18 protein-coding genes are annotated in these 24,504 nt (G+C 59.8%); 13 read left to right on the forward strand and 5 right to left on the reverse strand.

The window, feature by feature from the left end:
* Positions 1–19: 19 nt before the first annotated feature.
* Entirely contained in the window at positions 20–1,294 is a 1,275-nt protein-coding gene (locus AC1DYF_RS34300; protein ID WP_477882613.1) for an ABC transporter substrate-binding protein, read from the reverse strand.
* 44 nt (positions 1,295–1,338) lie between these two features.
* Positions 1,339–3,657 carry an alpha-L-rhamnosidase gene (locus AC1DYF_RS34305; RefSeq protein ID WP_477882589.1) on the reverse strand — a complete coding sequence of 773 codons (2,319 nt, stop codon included), beginning with the start codon at positions 3,655–3,657 and terminating at the stop codon, positions 1,339–1,341.
* A gap of 84 nt (positions 3,658–3,741) precedes the next feature.
* Here AC1DYF_RS34305 and AC1DYF_RS34310 point away from each other — a divergent pair, with 84 nt between their 5' ends.
* On the forward strand, positions 3,742–4,842 hold the full coding sequence (locus AC1DYF_RS34310) for a LacI family DNA-binding transcriptional regulator (protein ID WP_477882591.1): 1,101 nt from the start codon (positions 3,742–3,744) through the stop codon (positions 4,840–4,842).
* 12 nt (positions 4,843–4,854) lie between these two features.
* On the opposite strand, the gene AC1DYF_RS34315 is transcribed toward AC1DYF_RS34310, so the two are convergent.
* Positions 4,855–5,886 carry a LacI family DNA-binding transcriptional regulator gene (locus AC1DYF_RS34315; RefSeq protein ID WP_477882593.1) on the reverse strand — a complete coding sequence of 344 codons (1,032 nt, stop codon included), beginning with the start codon at positions 5,884–5,886 and terminating at the stop codon, positions 4,855–4,857.
* 180 nt (positions 5,887–6,066) lie between these two features.
* On the opposite strand from AC1DYF_RS34315, the gene AC1DYF_RS34320 reads away from it, so the two are divergent.
* From AC1DYF_RS34320 to AC1DYF_RS34350, 7 genes are all read left to right on the forward strand, one after another.
* Positions 6,067–7,314 (forward strand): ABC transporter substrate-binding protein, encoded by a 1,248-nt coding sequence (locus tag AC1DYF_RS34320; RefSeq protein ID WP_477882594.1) that lies wholly within the window; start codon positions 6,067–6,069, stop codon positions 7,312–7,314.
* Positions 7,315–7,529: 215 nt separating this feature from the next.
* Complete coding sequence (locus AC1DYF_RS34325) at positions 7,530–8,450, forward strand: carbohydrate ABC transporter permease (protein ID WP_477882596.1); 921 nt, start codon at positions 7,530–7,532, stop codon at positions 8,448–8,450.
* Positions 8,450–9,319, forward strand: coding sequence for a carbohydrate ABC transporter permease (locus AC1DYF_RS34330; RefSeq protein WP_477882597.1), 870 nt, complete (start codon positions 8,450–8,452; stop codon positions 9,317–9,319). The genes AC1DYF_RS34325 and AC1DYF_RS34330 overlap by 1 nt, the downstream gene beginning before the upstream one ends.
* Positions 9,320–9,348: 29 nt before the next feature.
* Entirely contained in the window at positions 9,349–11,304 is a 1,956-nt protein-coding gene (locus AC1DYF_RS34335; RefSeq protein ID WP_477882599.1) for a glycoside hydrolase family 127 protein, read from the forward strand.
* 10 nt (positions 11,305–11,314) lie between these two features.
* Positions 11,315–12,412 (forward strand): ABC transporter ATP-binding protein, encoded by a 1,098-nt coding sequence (locus AC1DYF_RS34340; protein ID WP_477882600.1) that lies wholly within the window; start codon positions 11,315–11,317, stop codon positions 12,410–12,412.
* 92 nt (positions 12,413–12,504) lie between these two features.
* Positions 12,505–13,224 (forward strand): GntR family transcriptional regulator, encoded by a 720-nt coding sequence (locus AC1DYF_RS34345; RefSeq protein WP_477882601.1) that lies wholly within the window; start codon positions 12,505–12,507, stop codon positions 13,222–13,224.
* 155 nt (positions 13,225–13,379) lie between these two features.
* Complete coding sequence (locus AC1DYF_RS34350; protein WP_477882603.1) at positions 13,380–16,196, forward strand: hypothetical protein; 2,817 nt, start codon at positions 13,380–13,382, stop codon at positions 16,194–16,196.
* Positions 16,197–16,232: 36 nt separating this feature from the next.
* Here the strand turns inward: AC1DYF_RS34350 and AC1DYF_RS34355 are convergent, their stop codons facing one another.
* On the reverse strand, positions 16,233–17,531 hold the full coding sequence (locus AC1DYF_RS34355; RefSeq protein ID WP_477882604.1) for an alpha/beta hydrolase family protein: 1,299 nt from the start codon (positions 17,529–17,531) through the stop codon (positions 16,233–16,235).
* 95 nt (positions 17,532–17,626) lie between these two features.
* Here AC1DYF_RS34355 and AC1DYF_RS34360 point away from each other — a divergent pair, with 95 nt between their 5' ends.
* The 4 genes from AC1DYF_RS34360 to AC1DYF_RS34375 all read left to right on the forward strand — a co-directional run bounded on the left by AC1DYF_RS34360 (position 17,627) and on the right by AC1DYF_RS34375 (position 21,506).
* Positions 17,627–18,772, forward strand: coding sequence for a M24 family metallopeptidase (locus AC1DYF_RS34360; protein ID WP_477882606.1), 1,146 nt, complete (start codon positions 17,627–17,629; stop codon positions 18,770–18,772).
* A 288-nt stretch (positions 18,773–19,060) separates the two neighbouring features.
* Positions 19,061–20,458, forward strand: a complete 1,398-nt coding sequence (locus AC1DYF_RS34365) for an MDR family MFS transporter (protein WP_477882607.1) — start codon at positions 19,061–19,063, stop codon at positions 20,456–20,458.
* A 91-nt stretch (positions 20,459–20,549) separates the two neighbouring features.
* Positions 20,550–20,972 (forward strand): DUF6894 family protein, encoded by a 423-nt coding sequence (locus AC1DYF_RS34370; RefSeq protein ID WP_477882609.1) that lies wholly within the window; start codon positions 20,550–20,552, stop codon positions 20,970–20,972.
* 129 nt (positions 20,973–21,101) lie between these two features.
* The gene (locus tag AC1DYF_RS34375) at positions 21,102–21,506 is read left to right on the forward strand and encodes a low affinity iron permease family protein (RefSeq protein ID WP_477882610.1); all 405 of its coding nucleotides are present in this window, start codon (positions 21,102–21,104) and stop codon (positions 21,504–21,506) included.
* A gap of 125 nt (positions 21,507–21,631) precedes the next feature.
* On the opposite strand, the gene AC1DYF_RS34380 is transcribed toward AC1DYF_RS34375, so the two are convergent.
* Positions 21,632–23,230: a peroxidase family protein gene (locus AC1DYF_RS34380; protein ID WP_477882611.1), complete on the reverse strand. Its 1,599-nt coding sequence runs from the start codon at positions 23,228–23,230 to the stop codon at positions 21,632–21,634.
* Between the two features lie 419 nt (positions 23,231–23,649).
* Here AC1DYF_RS34380 and AC1DYF_RS34385 point away from each other — a divergent pair, with 419 nt between their 5' ends.
* Positions 23,650–24,336, forward strand: a complete 687-nt coding sequence (locus tag AC1DYF_RS34385; RefSeq protein WP_477882612.1) for a hypothetical protein — start codon at positions 23,650–23,652, stop codon at positions 24,334–24,336.
* The last annotated feature ends 168 nt before the right edge of the window (positions 24,337–24,504 follow it).

Genomic DNA, 24,504 nt, shown 5'->3' on the forward strand with positions numbered 1-24,504 from the left:
GTCTTCGCCCAGGGAGGAGTTACCAGTTGGGCAGACCCAACTGTTGGGCTTGCTTGCGGACGTCTTCGTCATAGAGCTTGGCCGCATCGGCCGGCTGGCGGATGCCGGTGCCGACTTCGACGGTGATCTGCTCCAGCGCCGGCCCCTTGACCGGCGAGAGGAATTCGAGCGCCGGTGCCGTGCGGCCTTCGGTGTCGAAATAGGGCAGCATGTCGGTGACCGCCGAGGGCACGTTAGCGGGCAGCTTGCAGCCCTTGGTCAGTGACGGACCCTGGGCGGCATTGGTCGCCATCAGGATGTCGCAGCCCTCGACGCTGCCGACGAAGTCGAGGAATTTCTTCGCTTCGTCGATATGCTTGCTGGTTGCCGGGATATAGAGCGCGGCCGGCATCCACACGGTGAGGCCGTTCTTGTTGGCATCGTCGCCGGGCTGGGCGAAGAAGCCGATATCCTTGAGATTGTCCGGATAGTTCTGTTTTATCGCGCCGATGGCGAAGGTCAGCATCGGATAATGCGCCGCCTCGCCGGTCGCCACCATGCGCAGACCATCGTCATAAGTGGCGGCGCCGAAATCCTCGTTCAGATAGCCGCCGTCATGCACTTCCTTGAGGTGCTCGAAGCCTTTGATCGCCGCCGGCGTCGTTGCATATTTCGCCTTGTTGGCGGTGTAGTCATCGGCGAAGTTCGGCACGACCGCCTGGACATTATAATAATCGGCGAGCACGAAGAGCTGCGACGTCCAGGTGTCGTGATAGGTCTGCGCTACCGCCACCTTGCCGGCCGCCTTGATCTTGGCATTGTTGGCCATGAACTCGGCCCAGGTCTTCGGCACCGAGAGGCCGAGTTCCTTATAGATCGCCTTGTTGTAGAAAATGCCGCCGCCCATGGCGGTGCCAAACGGCACGCCATAGACCTTGCCGTCATTGGTCACCACGGTCTTGAACACCGACTGGACATTGGCCTGCGCCGGTAGGTCGCTGACATCGACCAGCGACTTGGCCGGGTTCAGCGCCTTGAACAGAGAGCCGGAATTATAAAGGAACATGTCCGACATCTCGCCGGTGGCGAGGCGCGTCTTGATGATATTGTCGCCGTCGCTGCCGCCCGGCCGCTGTTCGATCTCGATCGACACGCCGGGATGGGCCTTCTGGTAGGCATCAACGAGAGCCTGCATGCCGGCGACGGTGTCAGGTCCGTTGTCGATCAGCAATGACAGGCTCACATCCGCCCAGGCAAGATTGACCCCGCCGGCGACAATCGCCAGCGCGAGCGGCAGTGAAAATCCAAGCTTCATGTTCATGTCGTTCCTCCTCCGAACATTGACATGGTGGCCGGGCGTCAGGCGCCCGGAAGGGTGAAAGCGATGGTGTGGGTTCCGGCTGGCAACACGGTCTCGCCCTCGATGGACTTGCCGGCAAGCGTCGCGTTGCGATAGCGGGGACCGGCATGGAACACGCCTTCGCAGCCGGCCGGCAGCGTGATCGAATAGGCGACCTTGTCGCCCTCGATCTTCCAGGACGCCTCGATCCGACCCTGCGCGACATCGTGATGGGCAGTGAGATGGCCAAGCTCGGCCAGCGGCACCGGCTCGACGATCACCCGTGCAAAACCCGGAGCATCAGGATCGGGGCGGATGCCGGCGACCTGCTCGAACAGCCACTGGCAGACGGCGCCATAGGCATAGTGGTTATAGCTGTTCATGTCCGGATCATAGATCGTGCCGTCACGGCCGATCGCATCCCAGCGCTCCCAGATGGTGGTGGCGCCCTGCACGACCTGATAGAGCCAACCCGGCACGTCCTCCTGCAGGAAGACGCGCGCGGCGAGATCATCGAAGCCGAGCTTGGTCAGCGCCGGCAGCAATGCCGGCGTGCCGATGAAGCCTGTGCCGATCTTGTAGTCGGCATCCTCTATGACCCGGCGGAAATGCGCCTTGGCCGCCTCGAAATGCTTTTCCGGCACGAGATCATAAAGGAAAGCCAGCGCATAGGACGTCTGGTCATTGTGGGCCAGACGGCCTGAGGGCGCGATGAACTCTTCCTCGAAAGCATCCTTGATCGCCTGGACGCGCTTTTCCATCTCGGCCTTCAGAGCCCGATCGCCGAGCACATCGGCGATGCGGGCCAGCAGCGAGGTTGAGATGAAGTGATAGATCGTCGCGGCGCAATCATCGGCAATCGTCGGCCGCGGCTTGCGATTGTCGCCCACCGGCTGCAGCCAATCGCCGAAGGTGAAGCCACGAGCGCCCCAATGCGACGGCGGACGCACCAGCGGACCATCGGAGATCGACCAGACGAAATCCACCCATTTGCGCATCGCCGGCAGGCATTCGGCCAGCACGTCGCGATCGGCATAATGTGTGTAGAGCACCCAGGGAATGACAACGATCGCGTCGCCCCAGCCGGTCGAGCCGGCAAAGCCGGGAAAATGCTGCGGATGCAGCCGCGTCGGATCGGGCGAGAAATGCGACACCGCACCATCCTCGCGCTGGTCGGCCATCACGTCGCGCAGATATTTGCGCAGAAAACTCTGGCTGTCGGTCAGCCAGCAGGCCGTGGCGGCAAAAACCTGGGCATCGCCGGTCCAGCCGAGGCGCTCGTCGCGCTGCGGGCAATCGGTCGGCACTTCGATGAAATTGGCGCGCTGCGACCAGATCGTGTTCTGCACCAGCCGGTCGACCAGTGCATTGCCGCTGGCAAAACCGGCCTTCAGCTCCGGCACCGAGGAAATCGGCACGGAATGGATTGCCTTGATCACCGCACCGCCCTTGAGCGTCAGCCGCGCATAGCGATAACCCTGGAAGGTGAAGGTCGGCGCATAGGTTTCGTCACCGGCGCCCTTGAGGATGTAGACCGTCTTGGCTTCGGCGGTGCGGAAATTGCGGTTGTCGAACTCGCGACCGGGCGCCAGCACCTCGGCATGTTCAACCGCCACCTCCGCACCGGCAGGACCGGAGACGATGTAGCGGACATAGCCGCCGACATTCTGGCCGAAATCGTAGATCGTCCGGCCTTCGGCGTCGCTCCACTGTTCGACCGGCGCAATCGGCGCAAGTTCCCCGACCGGCGCCGTCTCGTGAGCGACGAGCAGTGCCTTGTCGAAGGCCAGCGCCTCCACCGCGCCGTCATCGCTCAGCGATTCAAGGCGAGCGTCATAGACCTCGCCGAAATAGATGCCGTTCTTGAGGATCGGCAGCTTGCCGCTCTTCCAGCTCGTGTCGGTCTTGACGATCAGGCCCTGCGGACTGACGAGCTCGGCAATCGCACCGGCACGCTCGCCCCAGGTATTAGGGATCGGATGTTTGCCCCACATCAGCGGCGAACGATACCAGCCGTCGCCGAGCCAGATCTCGATCCGGTTCTCGCCGGCCTTCAGCAGGCCTGCCACGTCATAGCGCTGGTAGCCGATGCGGTCGTCATAGCAGGTCAGGCCAGGCGTCAGCAGGTCGTCGCCAACGCGGGCGCCATTGATGAAGCAGCGATAGAGGCCAAGCGCCGAAATGAACAGATCGACGGCGGCGGGAACGGCATCGAGCGAGAATACCTTGGCGACATGCCAGGCTCGCGTCCCCTGCCCTTCATCGCCGATGGCGGCGATCATCTCGCCTTCCCATTGGCGCCGATCGAGGCGCGCGGTTCTCCGCGAATGCATGTTCATCACCATCCTCCCATTCCCTGCCGTTCTGTGTAGAACGTTCTCCGTATAACGTTCTACACATGTTGACGCAAGCAGATTTTTCGTATGGTAGTGAATGAAGCGGCGTCCCTGTCAGGCGTCCGGAGAAAAACCATTCGCGAAAAACCCCAGAGCCGGATCACCATCCGCACCGTTGCCGCCGATGCCGGCGTTTCCGTCGCCGCGGTGTCGAAAGTGTTGCGCGATGCCTATGGCGTCAGCGACGAGATGCGGCAGAAGGTCAACGGCACGATCGCCAAGCTGGGTTATCGGCCCTCCAAGCCGGCGCGCGGTCTGCGCGGCAGCACTTTCACCATCGGCATCCTGCTGGTCGACATCGAAAACCCGTTCCTGCCGCAGATCATCGAAGGCATCCGCGAAGAACTCCGGGCGTCGAATTACCAGGCGATGATCGGTGTCGGCAGTGCGCAGGTCACGCTTGAGACCTCGCTGGTCGATTCCATGATCGACCATAAGATGGACGGGCTGATCCTGGTCGCGCCACGCCTGCCGGCGGCAATGGTCGAGGATTTTGCCCGCCATATCCCGATCGTCACCATCGGCTATCATCATGCGGACGCGACCGGCTTCGACACCATCAATACCGACGACCAGAAAGGCGCCGAAATGATCGTCGACGCACTGGCCTCTGCGGGCCATCGCGACATCGCCATGCTCACTTTGGCGGAGCAGGACGGCCACAAGGTCTCCGTCGTCTATCAGCGCGAGATCGGCTACCGCCGTGCCATGCAGCGCCTGGGCCTGGCCGATTACGTTCAGCTACTACAGATGCCGGTGCAATCCGCCGCCGATGCCAACCGCAGACGCGAGATCATCGCCGGCTTCCTGTCAAAGCCGGACCGGCCGCGCGCGATCTTCTGCTGGAGCGATCTCGACGCGATCCAGCTCCTCGCCGCCGCGCGCCAATTGGACATAAGGGTGCCGGAGGATCTCGCCGTGGTCGGCTTCGACAATTCGCCGATCGCCTCAAACCCGATGTTCGATCTGGCCAGCATCGATCAGTCGGGCAACAGCCTCGGCCGGCTGGCGACCAAGGCATTGCTGTCCCGGCTTGATGGCCGGACCGCGGCGGAGCATATCCAGATCGAACCAAGACTAATCGCCCGGAGCAGTCTCGATCACGCCTCTTCCACCGAGGTTTCGTAGCGCGCCGGAGAGCTAGCTGTCACCACGCTCGCGCTGGATCGCAGCCGCTGCCGCGGAACTGCGAACGACGAGCGTGCAGGGCAATCTCTCGATCCGAGGTTCGAGCGTCTCCCCCTTCGATAGGCCCAGAATTGCCAGCCCGGCCCGATGGCCGAGCTCCTTGAGCTCCATATCGATCGTCGTCAGTGGTGGCCGGGTCTGCTTGGCGACGACACCCCAATTGTCAAAGCCGACAACCGAAATGTCGTCGGGTATGGAAATGTATCTGTCGCGCAACGCATCCATGACGCCGCGGGCGATCTCGTCGCTGCCGGCGAAAATCGCATCCGGCTTTTCACCTGACCGGGAAAACACGGTTTCGATTGCGGCATGGCCCCATTCCTCGGACCAGTCCCCGAACATGACGTCCGCGGGCGCCGCAACCATTTCCTGGTAGGCCTTTGCCCGCAGGCGTGCGGCGAGATAGTCGCGTTCTCCGGTGATATGCAGGATGCGCTGCCTGCCGAGGCTCTGCAGGTGTTCGACGGCGAGCCGCGCGCCCTGCGCGTCGTCGGGATGGAAGCTGACACTGTCCTCGGGGCCCTGTGCAAAGACATAGATCACCGGAATCTTCAGCCTGGTCAGTTCCGGTGGCGGCTCAAGGTCGATGCGGGTGGCGGTGAAGATGATGCCGTCCACCTGCCGGTCGAGCAGCGTCTCGATATGCAGTTTCGACAGCCGCGGATCGTTGTTGGTGGCGCAAAGGAAGAGCGAGACGCCGTGGTCGACCAGCACTTCCGACACGCCTGACGCCATGGGCAAGGTCAGGCGCCCATAGGTGTCATTGGTCAGCATGCCGATCGCATGGCTACGCCGGGTCAGCAACCCCCGCGCGAGCGCATTCGGCCGAAATCCGATCTCCTCGGCGATCCGGCGGACCTTTTCGCGGGTCTCCGCATTGGTCCGGCCGGTGCCGTTGAGCGCGTTGGAGGCTGTCGCAATGCTCACCCCCGCAGCCTTCGCCACGTCCCGGATCGTGTGCCGTCCGGTGCTCGGTTCCTTCAATTCAGCCCCCATACATCTGGCTTGCTAAAACCTTTTATCAGAAATAATCTAGCTGCTAAAAGGTTTTATCAAAAACCTGGATTTTTGATGCACACAGACTGTCGACATCAAAAATTTTCTCTATTAACGTCGCCTCCGTTCCGATGCCCCAAGGGCTCAAACAAGAGAAGGGGAACTCGCATGTACCGTTTGAAATCCACGATTGCCGCTCTTGCGCTGCTGGCGAGCTCTTCTCTCGCCCATGCCGAAGAAATCACGCTATGGGTGCGGACGTCTTCCGGCGCCGTGCTCCAGGGCCTGGCTGACAAATACAATGCCTCGCATTCCGACAAGGTCCATGTGACCCAGATCACCGCCGAACAGATGGTGCCGAAGCTCGGTGCTTCGATCGCCGCCGGCGCGGCTCCGGATGGCGCCGTCCTCGACCTGATCTACCTGCCGACCTTCGCTTCCAATGACAGCCTTGAGGACATTAGCAATTTCGTCAAGGGCCTGCCCTATTCCGCCGCACTCAGCCCCTCGCATATCCGCCTCGCCACCTATGACGGCAAGATCTATGGCGTGCCGGCGCTGCCGGACGCCTCGATCATCGCCTACAACACCGACCTGTTCAAGAAAGCCGGCCTCGATCCGAACAAGGCGCCGGCTTCGCTCGAAGAGATCGCGGCCGATGCCAAGAAGATCCATGCGCTCGACAAGGAAACCTACGGCTTCTATTTCGTCGCCAATTCCGGCAGCTGGCTGATCTATGACTTCCTGCCGCATCTCTGGGCGGCCAATGCCGATGTGCTGAGCGATGACGGCCGCAAGGCGACCGTCGATACCCCGGCACTGCGTGACACCATCGCCGCCTACCGCGACATGTGGAAGGCCGGCGCCATCCATCCGACCGCGCGTTCGGGCAATGGCAACAACGCCGTCGAAGCCTTCGCCTCGGGCAAGGTCGGCATTCTCATGACCGGCTCCTATATCGTCAACCTGCTGACCAGCAAATATCCTGATGTCAAGTTCGCCGTCGCCCCGATCCCGGGACCGAAGGGCGGCGTCTCGAGCTTTGCCGGCGGCGACACGCTGGCGCTGATCAAGGGCATCAACGACGCCAAGAAGAAGGTCGCCCTCGACTTCGTGAAATTCTACATGGAGCCGGAACAGCAGGTCTACATCACCCAGGAATCCGGCATGCCGTCGCGCACGGACCTGGCCAAGGAGGCCTATTCCAAGTTCGACCCGCGCAACCTCGTGGCCTATGACATCCTCGCCAAGGCGCGCACGCCCTATACTTTCTCTTCGGACGAACTCTTCGTCAGCCGCACCGGCCCGTTCATCAACCTGATCCAGGGCACGATTTTTGGCGAGGATGTGGATGGATCGATCAAGAAGGCGCAGGATGATTTTACCAAGATCCTGGACCGTACAAACCCGCAATAAGAACCCCGCCCCAAACTTGCGGGGTCAAACCGCTGGTCTCGACCCGTCCTTCGGACCCCCACAAGGGGAGGGGCTTAACCTGCCGCTCCGCTGCGCGACAATCGAGGCAAGGAGCGCGCCACGAGTCTTCTCCCCCCTTGTGGGGGAGATGGCCGGCAGGCCAGAGAGGGTCTTCGCCAAGACCGACGCGCCTATAGAATTACCGAGGAACACCATTGCCCAACCCGCCGACAACGGACAGAGAACCGCCAACCTCCGGCGACCCGGAGCCGAAGGGCTGGCTCGGCCTGGCCTTCATCCTGCCCGGCTTCCTGTTCATCCTCGTCCTGTTTCTCGTCCCGCTCGCCATGACCATCTGGATGAGCTTTTACAATTGGCCGCTGCTCGGCCGAAAAAAGTTCATCGGCCTCGCCAACTACAGCGAGTTGCTCGGCGACAACCAGCTCTGGCATTCGCTCGGCTTCACGATCCTCTACACCGTGCTGGTCACGGCCGCGATCTTCATCGTTGCCTTCCCGCTGGCGCTGCTGGTCGACCGGCCACTGCGCTCGGCCGGCTTCTTCCGCACCATCTTCTTCATGCCCGTGGTCATCGGCTTCGGCGCGGCGTCGACGCTCTGGATGTGGCTGCTCAATCCCGATAGCGGCGTCTTCGCCGAAGTGCTGCGCGGCATCGGCCTGATCAGTTCTGCACCCCGGCCGCTCGAAGGTTTCTGGACCGCACTCGGCGTCATCATCCTCATGGTCGTCTGGAAGACCTCCGGCTTCACCATGGTCATCCTGCTCACCGGCCTGCAAAGCATTTCCAGCGACGTGATCGAAGCGGCAAAGATCGATGGCGCCAGCGTCTTCAACCGCTTCCGCCGCATTACCCTGCCGCTGATGCGCAATTCGCTGGTGTTGGCGCTGGTACTCAACGTCACCTCTTCCATGCTCGCCTTCGACCAGTTCTTTATCATCACCCAGGGCGGGCCGGAAAACTCGACGATCTCGGCGGTGTTCTCGATCTACCTGGCGTCGTTCTCGTCCTACCGGCTGGGTTACGGCTCGGCGCTCTCCTTCGCCCTGCTCATTGTGCTGGTCSCCATCAGCGCCATTCAATTCGTGCTCCTGCGCGAGCGTCCGGAGGAAGGCTGATGAACACCGCCACGCCCAAATCCGCGAGCAATTCTGAGGGCCGCCAGGTCGGCTATCTGCTCTTCCTGCTGGCCTCGATCCTGTTTGCCATCTTCTTCATCATGCCGATCGTCTGGTCGGTCGCCAATTCGTTCAAGCCTGCAGCAGAGGCGCTTGCCAATCCGGCGGCTCTGTTCTCCAAGACCTTTTCGCTGGAAAACTATCATCGGCTCGAACATGTCGGCGCCGGCTGGTATGTCTATGCCGCCAATTCGGTGATGATCGCCATCGGCACTGTTGTCCTGACCGTCATTGTCTCGGTGCCATCAGGCTACGGCTTTTCCAAGTTCCGCTTTCCCGGTCAGTCGATCCTGTTCATCCTGATCATGGCGACGATGATGATCCCGTTCCAGTCGATCCTGACGCCGCTCTTCCTGATCCTGAAGCTGCTCGGTCTGCAGAACAACCTGTTCGGCCTGGTGCTGATCTACGTCACCTTCCAACTGCCATTCTCGGTGTTCATGATGCGCAACGCTTTCGACGCCGTGCCGAAGGCGCTGATCGAGGCCGCACGTATCGATGGCGCCTCGCAGGCGACGATCCTCCGCCGCATCATGCTGCCGATCGCACTGCCCGGCGTGGCGACGGTCGCCATGTTCGCCTTCCTCAATTCCTGGAACGAGTTCCTTGCAGCCCTGATCTTCCTGTCGGATGAGAACAAGTTCACCCTGCCGATCATGCTGGTCAACGTCTCCTCCGGCCTCTACGGCATCATCGATTGGGGTGCGCTGCAGGCCGGCATCGTAGTGACCATGATCCCCTGCATCATCCTCTTCCTTCTCTTGCAACGCTATTATGTGCGCGGCCTGACGGCCGGCGCCGTGAAATGACCGGCGGCCCCGCCGCTCAAGGAGTTCCCATGCCCATTGCCCAAAAACCCGCGACGCAATCGGGGACCGAGTCCCAGCCGCGATCGCCGATCGAGCGCTATCTCCCGGCCGACCACGCCCGGGTCAGCTTCTATGGCGGCTTCTGGAAAAGCTGGACCGAGACCGTCCGCGATGTCACCATTCCGACCCAGCACATGCGGCTGGAGGAAGAGGGGTTTCTCGAAGTGCTGGATTTCGACAAGCCGCCCGCCCCGCTCGTCCGCCCGATCCAGCCGAGCGGCCTTTCCATGCAGCATTTCTTCGATTCCGATTTCGGCAAGTGGATCGAGGCGGCAAGCTATACGCTCAAGAACAATCCCAACCCCGACATCGAAGCCAAGATCGACTCCATCGTCGAAAAGCTCGAACACGGCCAGATGGCCGACGGCTATCTCAACAGCTGGTTCATCCGCCGCGAGCCCGACAAGCGCTGGACCAATCTGCGCGACCTGCACGAAATGTATTCGATGGGCCACCTGCTCGAAGGTGCCGTCGCCTATTTCGAGGCAACGGGAAAACGCCGCTTTCTCGACGTGATGATCCGCGCTGTCGACCACATCATCGACACCTTCGGCCGCGAGCCGGGCAAGCTGCGCGGCTATGAAGCGCACGAGGAAATCGAACTGGCGCTGGTCAAGCTCTACCGCGTCACCAAGGACCCACGCCACCTGAAGCTCGCCACCTATTTCATCGACGAGCGCGGCCGGATGCCGTCCTACTACGACGAAGAGGCACGCAAGCGCGGCGACGATCCGGCAAAATACGTCTTCCACACCTATGCCTATAGCCAGGCGCATATGCCGGTGCGCGAACAGACCCAGGTCGTGGGCCACGCCGTGCGCGCCATGTATCTGTTCTCCGCCATGGCCGACCTCGTTATCGAGAATGATGACGACAGCCTGAGAAGCGCCTGCGACCGATTGTTCGACAATCTCGTCGGCCGCCAGCTCTATGTCACCGGCGGCCTTGGCCCTTCGGCCTCCAACGAGGGTTTTACCCGCGAATACGACCTGCCCAACGAAACGGCCTACGCCGAGACCTGTGCTGCCGTGGCGCTCGGCTTCTTCAGCCACCGGATGGCGCAGATCGAATTGGACAGCAAATTCACCGACAAGCTGGAAACCGTGCTCTATAACGGTGCGCTCTCCGGCATTTCCCGTGACGGTGAGCATTATTTCTATGAGAATGTGCTCGAAAGCCACGGCCAGAACCGCCGCTGGAAGTGGCACTACTGCCCCTGCTGCCCGACCAATATCGCCCGCATGATCACCTCGCTCGGCCAATATTTCTATTCGACCAAGGCCGATGAAGTGGCGATCCATCTCTATGGCGAAAACTCAGCCGAACTGTCGATCGGCGACGCTTTCCTGCACCTCAGGCAGACGACCGAATATCCCTGGAATGGCGACATCCGCATCTCGCTCGGCCTCGACAAGCCTAAGCGTTTCACCCTCAGGCTACGCATCCCCGGCTGGTGCCGCGATGCCAAGGCCTTCGTCAATGATGAAAGCGTCGAACTCGACGTGACCAAGGGCTACGCCGCGATCGAGCGCGAATGGCGCGACGGTGACGAGCTACGGCTTGCCTTCGACATGCCGGTCGATCGCCTATACGCGCATCCAGCTGCAACGGAGGACAATGATCGCGTTGCCCTGCGCCGTGGCCCCGTGATCTTCTGCGTCGAGGAAACCGACCTCGGCACCGAACCGCAACGCCTGCGGCTGTCATCCGATGGTGAGATTGTCGCTAACTATGATGCGGCACTGCTCGGTGGCGCAACTGTTCTCGAAGGCGATGCGCTAGAAGCCGACGCCTCGGACTGGAAGGACATGCTCTATCGCACGGCACCGCCAGTGTTGAAGCCGAAACGTTTCAGGGCCATCCCTTACCATCTCTGGGCTAACCGTGAGCCGGGCGCCATGGCCGTCTGGCTGCACGAAAAGTAAGGAAACCGCGATGGCACGGCTCCAACTGCGCAACGTGGTCAAGTCCTACGGCACTTACGAAGCCGTGCGCGGCATCAACCTGGAAATCGAAGACAACGAATTCGTCGTCTTCGTCGGCCCATCCGGCTGCGGCAAGTCGACGACGCTACGCATGATCGCCGGTCTGGAACACATCAGCGCGGGCGACATCATCATCGGCGACCAGGTCGTCAACCGGCTCGGTCCGGGCAAGCGCGACATTGCCATGGTGTTCCAGAATTATGCGCTCTATCCGCATATGAGCGTCCGCGAAAACATCTCCTTCTGCCTCGAACAGCAAAAACTGCCGAAATCCGAGATCGACGCCCGCATCATGCGCGCCGCCGAAACGCTGCATATCACCGAGCTCCTGTCGCGCCGCCCCGGCCAGCTTTCCGGCGGCCAGCGCCAGCGCGTCGCCATGGGCCGCGCCATCGTGCGCAATCCAAAAGTCTTCCTGTTTGACGAACCGCTCAGCAATCTCGACGCCAAGCTGCGCGTGCAGATGCGCACCGAGATCAAGCGCCTGCACCAGCTTCTGCCGACGACGACCGTCTATGTCACACATGACCAGGTCGAGGCGATGACCATGGCCGACCGCGTCGTCGTCATGAACGGCGGCATCATCGAGCAGGCCGGCCCGCCGCAGCAGCTCTACCACCATCCGGTCAGCCAGTTCGTCGCCGGCTTCATCGGCTCGCCGTCGATGAATTTTCTCAACGCACGGCTGGAGACGGAAGGCGATGGCTTGGTCGTCGTGCTCGACGAGGGCAGCCGCCTGGCCGTTCCCCCTGCCCGCGCTCGGGACTATCGCAGCCACGCCGGCAAGCCGGTCATCCTCGGCATTCGTCCGGAATCGATCTCGAGCCTAACCCCAAAACCCGGCTTCGAAACCTTTCAGGCGAATATCGATCTGGTCGAACCGCTTGGCCCGGAAACCATGATCTATTTCAACATCGGACCCGTCAGCCTCTGCGCCAGCGTCGATCCGGAAAGCGATCCGAAACCCCGCGCGACCATGCCGCTGTCCTTCAATATGAACCGCATGCATCTCTTCGATCCCGTCAGCGGCAAGTCATTAGCCGGCTAATACATCACACGAATTGGTGCGGCCGCGCCGGGAGGGTTGCAAGCGGCGAACGGCTCGCATAGTGAACCGCTCCATCGACTGAGGGCCGGGGCATGGAAGAACAGCAATTGCAGGGGCAGCCGGATACGGGCCGGGTGCGCGGATCGAATACGCAGGTCGTCCATGACACGCTGCGCCACGAAATCCTGGCTATGACATTGCCGCCCGGCAGTCCCCTCGACGAGGTCGGCCTTTCGGAGCGGTTCGGCATGTCGCGCACGCCGGTGCGCGAAGCCCTGCTGCGCCTCGCCGCCGACGGACTGGTGACGACGCTGCCCAACCGCAACACCATCGTCGCCGCAATCGACTTTGCGGCGCTGCCGCCCTATTTCGAAGCTCTGACGCTGATGTATCGCGTCAGCACCCGCGGGGCGGCGGAGCATCGCGGCGGCGCGATGATGGCCGCGATTCGCCATCACCAGCAGGCTTTCGCCGCCGCGGTCGAGAGGCGCGACGCCTATACCATGATCGACGCCAACCGAGAGTTCCACGTCGCCATCGCCGAGGCCACGGGAAATCCCTACTATGTCAGGTTCTTCGCCCGGCTCCTCGACGAGGGCCGCCGCATTCTGAGGCTCTACTACTCCACCTTTGACGACCGGCTGCCGCGCCAATATGTCGACGAGCACGAGGAAATGATCCTCGCCATTGAATCGGGCGACGTCGCCCGCGCCGACCATCTGGCAATCGCCCATGCGCGGCAGATCGTGCGCCAGATACAGGAATATGTGGCACGCGACCTGCAGAGGCCGATCGAGATCGGGCTGGATTAGAGCATTCAGGGAACCGGATCAGTCTCATTGCCGGTCGAATGCAACGAAGATAGGGATGTCTACCTAAAGTCGCCACGACACCCGTCTAAATACACTTTCCTTGCATCCGTCGTTGTGCACTATATCCATACACTCTCCGGAATTGGATGCTTCAAATGGCAAACGTTTTCATATCGTATTTCAGCGTCGACAAGGAACATGCAAAGTGGTCGCCGGACGGGCTCACCGAGCGAGGCTTGCCTTTCCCCGGCGTGCGGGCATTCGGCGGCTGGACCGCAAAGCGTCCAGCAAGTTTCTTCAAGAACGAGCAAAACGTCATCGGGGAGTCGAAGAACCAGACAGCGGCACATGTAAAACGCCGGACCCGCGCCTCTTTCGTGTCCGCGCTTTCGCTGGCTGGCCTTGTTTGTTTCACCGGCACAGGCAACAGCGCAGTCCCTGCCCTCGAGCAACAGAACCAAAGAGAGCGCATAGACCGCGAGCCAAACGCCGCTGTCGAAATGTCGAATGGTCCTGTCACAGATCTTGACAGAAAATTCAAAGACACAAGTCAGGCAAATGCCTTGGTCGCAGAGATTTTGCAACGAGCCCACGGCCCCCAGGGGTCGTTGTCGCATGACAACGAGGGCAAGGCTTCTCTCTTCCGACGTCGATCTGCTGCCCTGGATGGATTCGCAGGCGCAACGGCGCATTTGGGAGATCCGACGGATGAGATGGCAGCCCTCTCGGCAAGCATAGTTATCGATCGCAACCGTGTGGCAGCAGATCCAACAAATATCGAACTTTTGAAAAGTCTATCCGCACATCTTGATCGCTTTGCGGAGTTGATAATACGAATTGATGCCCCTACCGGATTAGCTTTCTACCAGGAGAGTCTCGACATTCGGCGCAAGCTGCTTTCGAAAAACCCTGATGATGATCAGTTGCAACATGACATGGCGATGGCGCTCAGCAACGTCGCGCATAGTCAAGCTCAAAGCGACCCGGCTGCGGCAAGCGAAAATTATCGCGAGGCCCTCGAACTATTTCGCAAACTGTCCAAGAAATCGCCAGGAAATACCGAGTATCAACTCCATATCGCCACAACTCTTGAAAACATGGCAGATTTGGGAACATTCGCCCGTGCCCAACCTGGTTCCGCACTTCAGCTCCTGCAGGAAAGCTTGGTCATTCGACGCAAATTCGCGGCGGCGGCGCCTGCCAACATTGAGTTTGAACGCGCTGTATTTGAGACTTTGAACAAAATCGCGGGCGTAGAAGAGCGCACCGATTCGGTAGCATCGCTTGCAACCTACGTTGAATGTCTTCGCATTGCCCGAAATCTTCTGACGAAAGAGCCAACATCATATGAAATCCATGTGAAAATTTCCCGCACACTCAACAAAATTGGGGAACTGACACGTCCAAATGACCCGTTTGAAGCAAATAAGTATTATGAAGAAAGTATTTCCAATTTTAACAGCATGACGGATGAGCAAAAGAACAAGGTAGAGGCGAAATATCAAATGGCGACGGCGTTGCGGGGAATAGGCGACAGTCTCGTCAATATTGATCGGTCGACCGCCGTTCAATCTTACGAGAAGAGCCTTGTCGTCCAGCGCGAAATCGCGCTCGCAAGTCCGCGTGACAAGAGGATTCAGGGCGACCTAGCCGGAGCGTTGGCCAGAATGGCAGAGGTCGAGTCGGATGCTAACCCGACGTTGGCGCTGCAATATTATCAACAAAGCGTCGATATTCTTCAAACGCTAGAAAAAAATTATCCCGGTGATAATGAATTTAAAGAAAATATATCTACATTTCTAACCGGCATGTGCCTAATTCTTGAAAACATTGATCCTCATAAGGCTCAAGGATATTGCCATGAGAGCCTTATGGTCGCACAAAAAATCAGCGATCTAGAGCCTCATAACATTACACTTCAACAGAATCTAATTGGAAGATTGGGTGAGGTCGCTCAAGTTATCAGTCCGGTTGATGCAGATACAGCCGCCTCTTATTATCAGGAAAGGGTCGCTATCGCCCGAAAGCTGACAGCGGCCGAGCCGAGCAATAGAGATTTCAAAACTGCCCTGTCACAAAGCATCGCCGACCTTGCCAAATTCAAAAGTGCAAGCGACCCAGACTCAGCCGATTCTCTTTATCAAGAGAGTCTAAAGATCGAACGCGATTTGGCGAACACGGATCCAGACAATCTCAGTTATCAGGCTGACATGTCAGCAACGTTGAATATTATAGCTTCGCTTCATATAGCAAACAATCCGGATTATTCGAGAACATTTCTTGAAGAGTCAGTGGCAATACTGAGAAAGTTGGTAGCAGCAGAACCATCCAACATTCGGTTCCAGAACGATTTGGCCGTCAACCTACGCAACCTTGCGGCGATAATCAGGGCGTCAGATTCAACCACCGCCATCGATCTCTTTCAAGAAAGTCTCGATGTCGCGCGGAAACTGGCGCTCAGCCAGCCCGAAAGCTCCGATGCCAGGTTGGACGAGGTGACCGCTTTGGTCGGCTTGGCTATGGTTGACAAAGATACAGAGGCGAATGTCGCATCCGCACTCAAAATTCTGCAATCCGCTGATCAGCAAAGCTTATCCGCAGAGGAACAAAATTCGATACCTCGCCTGACGCGATATCTCGCCAAGCTAAAGCAAAATTTAGCATATCGTGCGCTGATGGATCGGAATTTCCAACTCGCCGAGGTCAAGTCCAGAGAGGCTGTGGCGCTCGAGCCAGACGCAATGTGGTTCAAAGCGAGCCTGGCGCACGCTCTCATGTTTCAGAACAAGATCGCTGACGCTGACGCCATATACATGAGCATGCGAGGCCATAGCGATAACGGCAAGACCTGGGAACAAGAAGTGTCGGACGATTTCCAATCTCTCCGGGCAAACGGCATAACCCATCCCCATATGACGGAAATCGAAGCGAAGTTCGCTGCTCCCACGCAGCCCATCGTCCCACAGCAGTAACGGCCGGTAGCGCGCTCCATCCAAAAAAGACGGACGCTAACCCAGCACTCCGCCGCAATCCCGCACCATCTGCCTCAGCCGCGTGAACACTGCGGGCGACTGGCGCACGCCGTCATGCTCGAATTCGTTCGTCACCCATGTCCGGACATTGCCGACATGTTTCGCGGTTTCCAGCGACAGGTCGGCATCGACATACATATCGTCGAAATAGATCGCCGCGGCCACCGGCACCTCATTTGAAGCCAGCCTTGCCAGATCATAGAGCGGCTCAAACCGGTCATAGCTCGCCAAGGCCTCGACCGCATCACGGAAAGGACGGAGCGAGCGGATTTCCTCGAACATCCACGGATACATCATCTCGCCGGTCAGCAGCAGCGGCCGGCTCTGCTCGCCGAATTCGGTAAATTCCGAGCGGATGCGACTGGCCGCCCAGTTCGTTGGCCCCTTGCCCTGACCGTAGATGCTTTCCTGGAGACCGGCGAACATCGGACCATTGTCATAGGATGTCAGCGACATGACCGAGCCGAGGAAACTGTCGGACAGACGTGTTTGCTCGGGATCGGAAAACGCTTCGTCCACCAGCCAATGGATGTTTTCATAGCCCGGCGCCATGCCGAAATCGATGCCGATGGTCTGTAGCCGCCGCACCGTCAGCCGGTCGCCGTCCGGCAGGCGGACGTCATTGGCTGTGATATGGTCGGCGATCTTCGCGATCCGGTCGAGATCGGCCGGATAGCGCTTGTAGTATTCGCGGTTCTTGGCGGCGACACGGGGATAGGTGCGGCGATAGACGTCGTCCGCCGTCGCTGTCAGCCCCGCCAGCCCGCCAGTCACGTAGCAGGCGGCCAGCCCGTCCGGCGCTTGCGACAGATAAGTCAGCGTCAGGAAGCCGCCATAGCTCTGGCCGAGCGTCTCCCAGCGATTGCCGCCATAGATGGTTTTGCGCAGATGCTCGCAATCGGCGATAATGCTGTCGGCGCGGAAATGGCGGAGATAGTCCGCTCCCGCCTCGCCATCGGCAAACGCCGCCATCGTGGTGCTTTCAATGCGCGTGCTGCGCCCCGTGCCGCGCTGGTCGATCAGCACGACGCGATGGGTCTTCAGCGCCTCGCCGAGCCAGGAAGGACCGCCACCAACCGGCCGCGGCGACTTGCCGCCCGGGCCGCCCTGCAGAAAGAGCAGCAGCGGCAGTTTCTCGCTTTTGCGCATCGCATCGCAGGCCTCGCGGGCGAACATTTTGATCGATGCGCCATCCGGCCGCTTCCAGTCCAGGGGCACATCGATCAGGAGGTCGCGGATGTGAATGCCGGGGATCGTATATTCACTGACGAGCATGGCGCTATCCTACTCAAAGTCTGTCGACATATTGCCTACAATCGGCCTATGTTGGAATCAAGCATCTGATTTGGCTTGAGTTACGGATATATAGCATGGCGCATCCAGCCTGGCCGCACCCCGTTCCCGCAATTACTGGAGATGAGCGGCAGGCCCGCCTCTCCCGCCTGCGCAAGAGCATGGCGGACAATGGCATCGCTGCCACTTTGCTTGGGCCTACCGAGAGCCTGCGCTATTTCACCGGCCTCGTCTGGCACCTGAGCGAACGGCTGCTCGGCGCCGTGGTGACCGGTGACACGCTCACCTATATCGTCCCCGGCTTCGAGCGCAGCCGGGTCGAAACCCTGCCGCGCCTGCCCGGCAACATTCTCGTCTGGGAGGAAGAGGAGCGTCCCAGTGCACTGGTCTCCAGCCTGGCCGGCGCCTCGGGCAAGCTCGCGCTCGACGACGCGTTGCCGCTCGCCTTCTACCACGCCTTCGCCGAAGAAATCGGCGCGACACGGCTTGTCGATGGCGGCCCGATGATCCGGGCGCTGCGGCTTTTGAAGTCGCCGGCGGAAATCGCGCTGATCCGATATGCGATGGGCATCACCATCGATATTCACCGCAAGGTCCGCGACACGATCACGCCCGGAACAGCAGCGTCGGATGTCGTGCGCTTTATCGACCAGCAGCACCGCGCCGCCGGCGCCGATGGCGGCTCGACCTTCTGCATCGTCTCCTTCGGCGAGGCCACGTCCCTGCCGCATGGCGCCGATGGCGAACAGATTCTTGGGGCCGGCGACGTCATTCTTGTCGATACTGGCTGCCGCATCGACGGCTATCATTCCGACCTGACCCGCACATACATGCTCGACAGCGGCAATCGCGAATTCGAACGCGCCTGGGCAATCGAGCGTGAGGGACAGCAGGTCGTCTTCGATGCCGCGAAACTCGGTTCACCTGCGGAAAGCCTTGATGCCGCCGCCCGCAGCGCCTTTGCACGCCACGGCCTCGGACCGGACTACCGCCTGCCCGGCCTGCCGCATCGCGCTGGCCACGGCCTCGGCCTCGAAATCCACGAAGCGCCCTATATCGTCCGGGGCAACAAGGCGCCGCTCACCCCCGGCATGTGCTTTTCGAACGAACCGATGATCGTCTTTCCCGGCACATTCGGCGTGCGCCTCGAAGATCATGTCTATATGGCCGAGGACGGGGCGCACTGGTTTACGACGCCATCGGCTGGTCCGACCGAAGTTTGAAACGCCCAGACGAAACTCATGCGGCTCGGCTGTCGCCCTTCGGCATCCAGAGCCATTCAGTTTCACGTGACTGAGAACCCGATAAACTTGAGCCGAATTGCTTCGCGTGTTAGCAATTGCCTAAATTACAGCCATACCGACCGAGCTGCGCAACCGCCTGACGACGATCGATGAATCCCTGATTTTTGACATGAGAAGGCCTATCCGGTGCCAGACGACGCGCGTTCGACAAAACAACCACCCTCGCCTCGCCCACTTGAACTGAGCAATCACGATCGCGTCGTCACAATGATCGGCATCCTGACGGCGATGCTGCTCGCCGCGCTTGATCAGTCCATCGTCACACCGGCCATGCCGACCATCGGCGGCGATCTCGGCGATTCGCATTACCTGCCTTGGATCGTCACAGCCTATCTGCTCACGGCGACGGCGGTGGCACCGCTCTATGGCAAGTTCTCCGACATCCATGGCCGGCGCAGCACACTCTATGTCGCCGTCGGCCTGTTCCTGTTGGGGTCGCTGGTCGCTGCCGTCGCACCGAACATGTTCGTCCTCATCGGCGCCCGTGCCATCCAGGGGCTTGGCGGCGGCGGATTGTTCGCGCTGACGCAGATCATCATCGGCGACATGTTGCCGCCGCGCGAGCGCGGTCGCTACGCCGCCTGGATTTCAGGCATGTGGGGCATAGCCAGCATTGCCGGTCCGTTGCTCGGCGGCACGCTCGCCGAATATTACTGGCCATTGATCTTCTGGCTCAACCTGCCGCTTGGCATCGTCGCCATGATCGTCATCAACAAACCGCTGAAGAAATTCGCTCTGCCAGGGCGGCCCCACCGGCTCGACGGTCTGGGTGCAGTCTTGCTGGTGGCGGCGACCTCGACCCTGTTGTTGATGCTGAACTGGGGCGGCAGCAGCTACGCCTGGACTTCACCGCAAATCCTCACTCTTGCCGCGGTTTCGCTGCTCCTCTGGATCGCCTTCGGGATTCGCCTGTCTCGCGCCTCCGAGCCGCTTGTTTCATTCGAAATCCTGTCCAGCCGGATCGTACTGACTGGTTCCTTCGCCCTGTTTCTCGTCTCCTCCGCCAATATCGGGCTTGCCACCTATCTTCCCGTCTATGCACAGGCCTATCTCGGCCTGTCGCCTGCCCAGGCTGGATATGCGCTGCTTGGCTTTCTCCTGGGCACGGTCGCCGGCGCCACATTGGGCGGCAGGCTGACGCTGCGTATCACGCACATCAAGCGTATCTGCATCGTCGGCTCGATGATCAGCGGATTGGCCTTCATCGCCACGGGCCTGTTTGCCTCCCAGACATCGCTCGTCGTATTGGAAATATTGCTGGTGGTCGTCGGGCTCGGCATGGGCGTGAATTTCCCCATCACCATGGTCTCCGTCCAGAATGGCGTAGACCAGAAACATCTCGGTGTCGCCACCGGCATGCTGACCTTCCTGCGCTCGCTCGGCAGCGCGCTCGGCGTCGCCATGCTCGGCGCCATCGCGCTCAGCCATGGCGTGCCACTGGGCACCGAAGGCCGGGGCGGAACGGTCACGCATGTTGCGAACGCGTTGCCGTTTTCACTGCTTTATTACGCCATGGCGGCGATGATGCTCGTTGCTGCCGTGATCTACATCTTCATGCCCCACAAGCCCTTGCGTGGCCGGCCGGAGAGTGCGCCCGCCGAGTAGCGCCTCGTCGAAGCCATTATTCGGTCTCCACCAGCACGAAGGATCGAGGACACCACTGGCCCTCCTCCATGGCGGACCCTGATGCCACTGCATGGAAACCATTTCTTGTCTGGCGCATTTTCCTTGCGTTCGAGGAAGTGTTCACCGGCGCCCGGTGATCTCGCGCAAGCCAGCTTTGCCGGCTCCTGGCGCATATCGATCCTGCATTGCACTGTCAGTACGAGCGAGCGGTTTCATGCCACGTTTCTTCATTGATATTTTCGACGGGCGGGACCTGATGCCGGATGAACTCGGCATCGAATGCGCCGACATCGAGGACGCCAAGGAGGACGCTCTTATTGCGGCCCACGACCATCTCGCCAACATGATCAAGGAAGGAAAGCCGGTCGCCCTCTATGTCTTCCGGATCATGGACGATCGGCGCTTTGTCGTCGCAAAGCTGGATGCAGCGGAAGTTATCGCCCACCTGCCCGACCACATTCCAAAGAGAGAAATTCCGCATCCACACAGATGAACTGCGCAAAGCCTGGGAATGGTGTTCGGCAGGATACGGCCGGTATTCGAATGGCCTGCCCGTTGCGACATGCGACGTCAACGCCTGGCGGCGCAGCGCTCCGTTCTATGCGCGAGGAAAGGTAGGAAAATGTCGAAACTGTTCGCAAAATTTGCCACTGCCATGTCCGAAGCATCGGGCAAGCCGATCACGTTCGTGGCTGCAGCGGCGCTCGTGCTCGTATGGGCGATAACGGGGCCCTTCTTCAACTATTCGGAAACGTGGCAACTGGTGATCAATACTTCGACCACCATCGTCACTTTCCTGATGGTGTTCGTGCTGCAGAACTCACAGAACAGGGATGGCAAGGCGCTGCAGGCCAAGCTCGACGAGCTGATCATAGCGTCGCAAGCGGCGAACCGCTTCGTCGGTATCGAAAAGCTCGACGAGGCGCAGCTCAAGGAGCTGAGCGAGGAATTGGCTCGCCAGGCGAAATCTGTCGTGCAACAGGCTGAACAGAGAGTAGAAATACGTAATGAGCAGGAGTCCGCATGACGCGCCCGCGGCCGGTCCTGTTGCTGTGTGAGCAGCCTGAAATCCAAACTGATTGGTGGGCAAAAATACGCAAGTATCGTCGCCCGCCAAAAAGCACCGGCAGAGGCGGCTCCGGTTGGACGAGCCTACGATACCTGTACCCCGAGCGCCGTTGCGATGAGCTCTCTCAGCCCGAACCGATGATCATGTCTGAGTGCCCTTTCGGGTTCCCAAAGGGGATCCTGCGATAGATAGGAGCTGCTATCCGCATGCAGGATGCCAAGGAAGGTTTCGGCGACAATCCGGCCGCCAACCTCACCCAGCTGATATGTCTTGATGCTTTTGATGCCACCGGACGTGCGTACATGTCTCTCAGTCTGCCAATGCCGGGTTTCCGCCAGCACGTAGGCCCAGAGAGGACAGGTCTGGTCGAAACCGGCGCCGCCTTCCATCGCCTTGATCTCGTCCATGGTGATGGCCTCGCTCTTGTCACTCGGGTTGTCGCCGAACTTGCCGATCCAGATCTTGTCATCCGTCAACGGGATGACGCCCATGGCCCTGGCGATCGACTGGCCGCTTGGCAGCCGCATCCGCCAGCCGCGCATAAGGTTCCGGAATGCCAGCGAGTGAAACAGGGGGGTCGGACCATCGGCAACGGTCGAGGGAAGTTCCCCGAGAGGCTCGACAAGCGATGTGTCGATGCGGTAGGCCAGTTGCAGCCTGTCCGCATTCCCGGCGTCGTTTTCGTTATCCAGGCTTCCATACGGACGGGGTTCCAGATCGATGAACCGCGCCCAGTCGATACCCCAGTTGTCCGGGAATTTCCGGAAGCCGGTCAGAGCCGCGGTCGGATCGGTCGGATGGAAAATTCGCAGCTTGCGGATGTCTCTGTTCAAAGTATAGCCGGGCCGCACCATGGAATGACCGAAGCAATAGGCTGCCGCGGCGAATTCCAAGGGCATGAAGGCTTCGTCCCTTGGTTTGAAGAACTTCAGATTCAGCGGGTCGACGACGATGTTGGTTTTCTTGCTGATATGCGGCGCCACCTTATGGAGCACGGCACCTGCCACGATCGTCGGCAGGAAGTCATTGACCACGACCCATTGATAATGAAACCGGACGATCCTTTGGATCTCCTCGAAACTGGATCCCGGGTGGCGGTCGACCATGGCATTGTGGAACCGGTGAAACAGTCCCTGCAGCTGCGAGATAATGACATTTTCATCGTTGCGGGGGTCGCCGATAATGGCGCGCTGCGGATCGGCATTCGAACGGGGAAGATCAAACGACGCCGTCGTGCCGCCCGTCAATGCGTCGCCAAGCACGAATTTCCTGGTGGCGCCATTGTAGAGATAGGGCTGGTCATCAGGCCCGCGACCATAGATATTGTCGAGGTCGAAGCGCGGCGTCCGAAAATCCACCAAGGCCTCGGGATCGTTCTGCCGCTGCAGGCTGCTGGCGGGATCGAATGTCAGATCATGGTCGATGAACTGGCCGAAATAGGTATAGGCTGCGGGAATGCCGCTTTCCTCGGCGTCCGGCTGATCTTTCCGCGGATCAAAGTCCGCCACCATCTTCGTGGCCAGCAATCCCAGCGCCGTTTCCGACGCTGCGTCATCATCACCGAAATCAGCCGGAGGCAAAGCCCGGAAAATGCGCCCGAAAGGCCCTTCAAAAAGCACCGAACGACGCGCCAAGCTGGCACCGCGAACTCCGGTGCCGTGAGGTCTAACAACTCTGGCCATGCTGCATCCCCTACAAACGGGTTTCAGGTCGCTCAAGAGATCAATCGGGATCGGAATCCCAACAAAGGTCAGCCATGCGATTGAGACTCCAGAATTGAATTCTCCGCTCCCACAACAACAGGTTTAGCATCTATTCGAAAGCTTTCAAGTTGAATTAGGCCTAATGAATTAAACTTCTGGAAGAGACATCTTTACGATGAAGAGGGATAGCCGTGCGCCTGATCGCAGATATCTTTCGCCAAGAAATCGTCGACATCTTGGCCAGTGCCGAGCGCAAAACAGGCACCAGGCGTGCCGGCAAATGTCAAGGCATCGGGTGAGCGAGTTATACGAAGGCATTCCCCCCGAAATGGTCGTCGGCTTGCCATTGACCGCCGCCACGTTCACATGAACAGTGGTGCTTTCAGGAGGAATTGCTCATGTCTACAGGGGCACGTGTCCTGGGTTTTCTGATCGGACTGGCAATTTCATCCGGCGCCCTCGCCAATGAAAGCGCCTATCAAAAGCTTCCCACGACAAAAGAAGCGCTTGCCACCCAATGCAAGGAACTCGATCCGATTTCGTCTGCGGATCGGAAGCAATTTGCCATGGAAGACATTCAGGGCAATTTTTACTGCAGGGGATACAGGGCCTACAAGGTGCTTAGAAAGACCCGTTCACAGACCAGCGTGCAATTCGGCTATCTGTCGGAACACATCCTGACCGAATATTTTGAATCGTTTGTCGGCGACAACGCCATTGGCGACACAATTGAATGGCGCCTCGACGACAAGGGCATACCTCGCGCAGCAATCGTACGCTTCAATTTGATCTATTATCCCGACGCTCATGGAAAAACCCAACGAGGTCCAAATATCCTTGTGATCTCGAAAGTCGGCCAGCCGAACAACCCTCTGGGCTGCGCCATCGGCCTTGTGGATGCACGGGCAAACAAGAACGCCAATGAACTCGCCCGCCAAGTTGCCGACGAAGTCGAGTTTTTTCGGGAGCTGGACAACGGCGATATCGGCGTGATCAGCATCCTGCATGACCGCATGGATATCCCGATGCGCTTGGCGAATGATTTGGCGGCGCTTGATCGCAAGGCCACTTCGGAACCTAAATAGCCGCCGCTTACGACCGCCGCGTGTTAGGTCCAAAATCGGGATAGGGGGGAGCCAATCAGCTCCGCCCCTCCCACACCACCCGGCATGCGGGTCCGCACCGGGCGGTTGGAGCGGTTGAAGTCGTCAGGCTTATAGTTCTCCCGGCCCGACGCTTGGGTTTGCTTATTC

The sequence above is a fragment of the Rhizobium sp. P2_G9 genome (genome assembly GCF_056403475.1).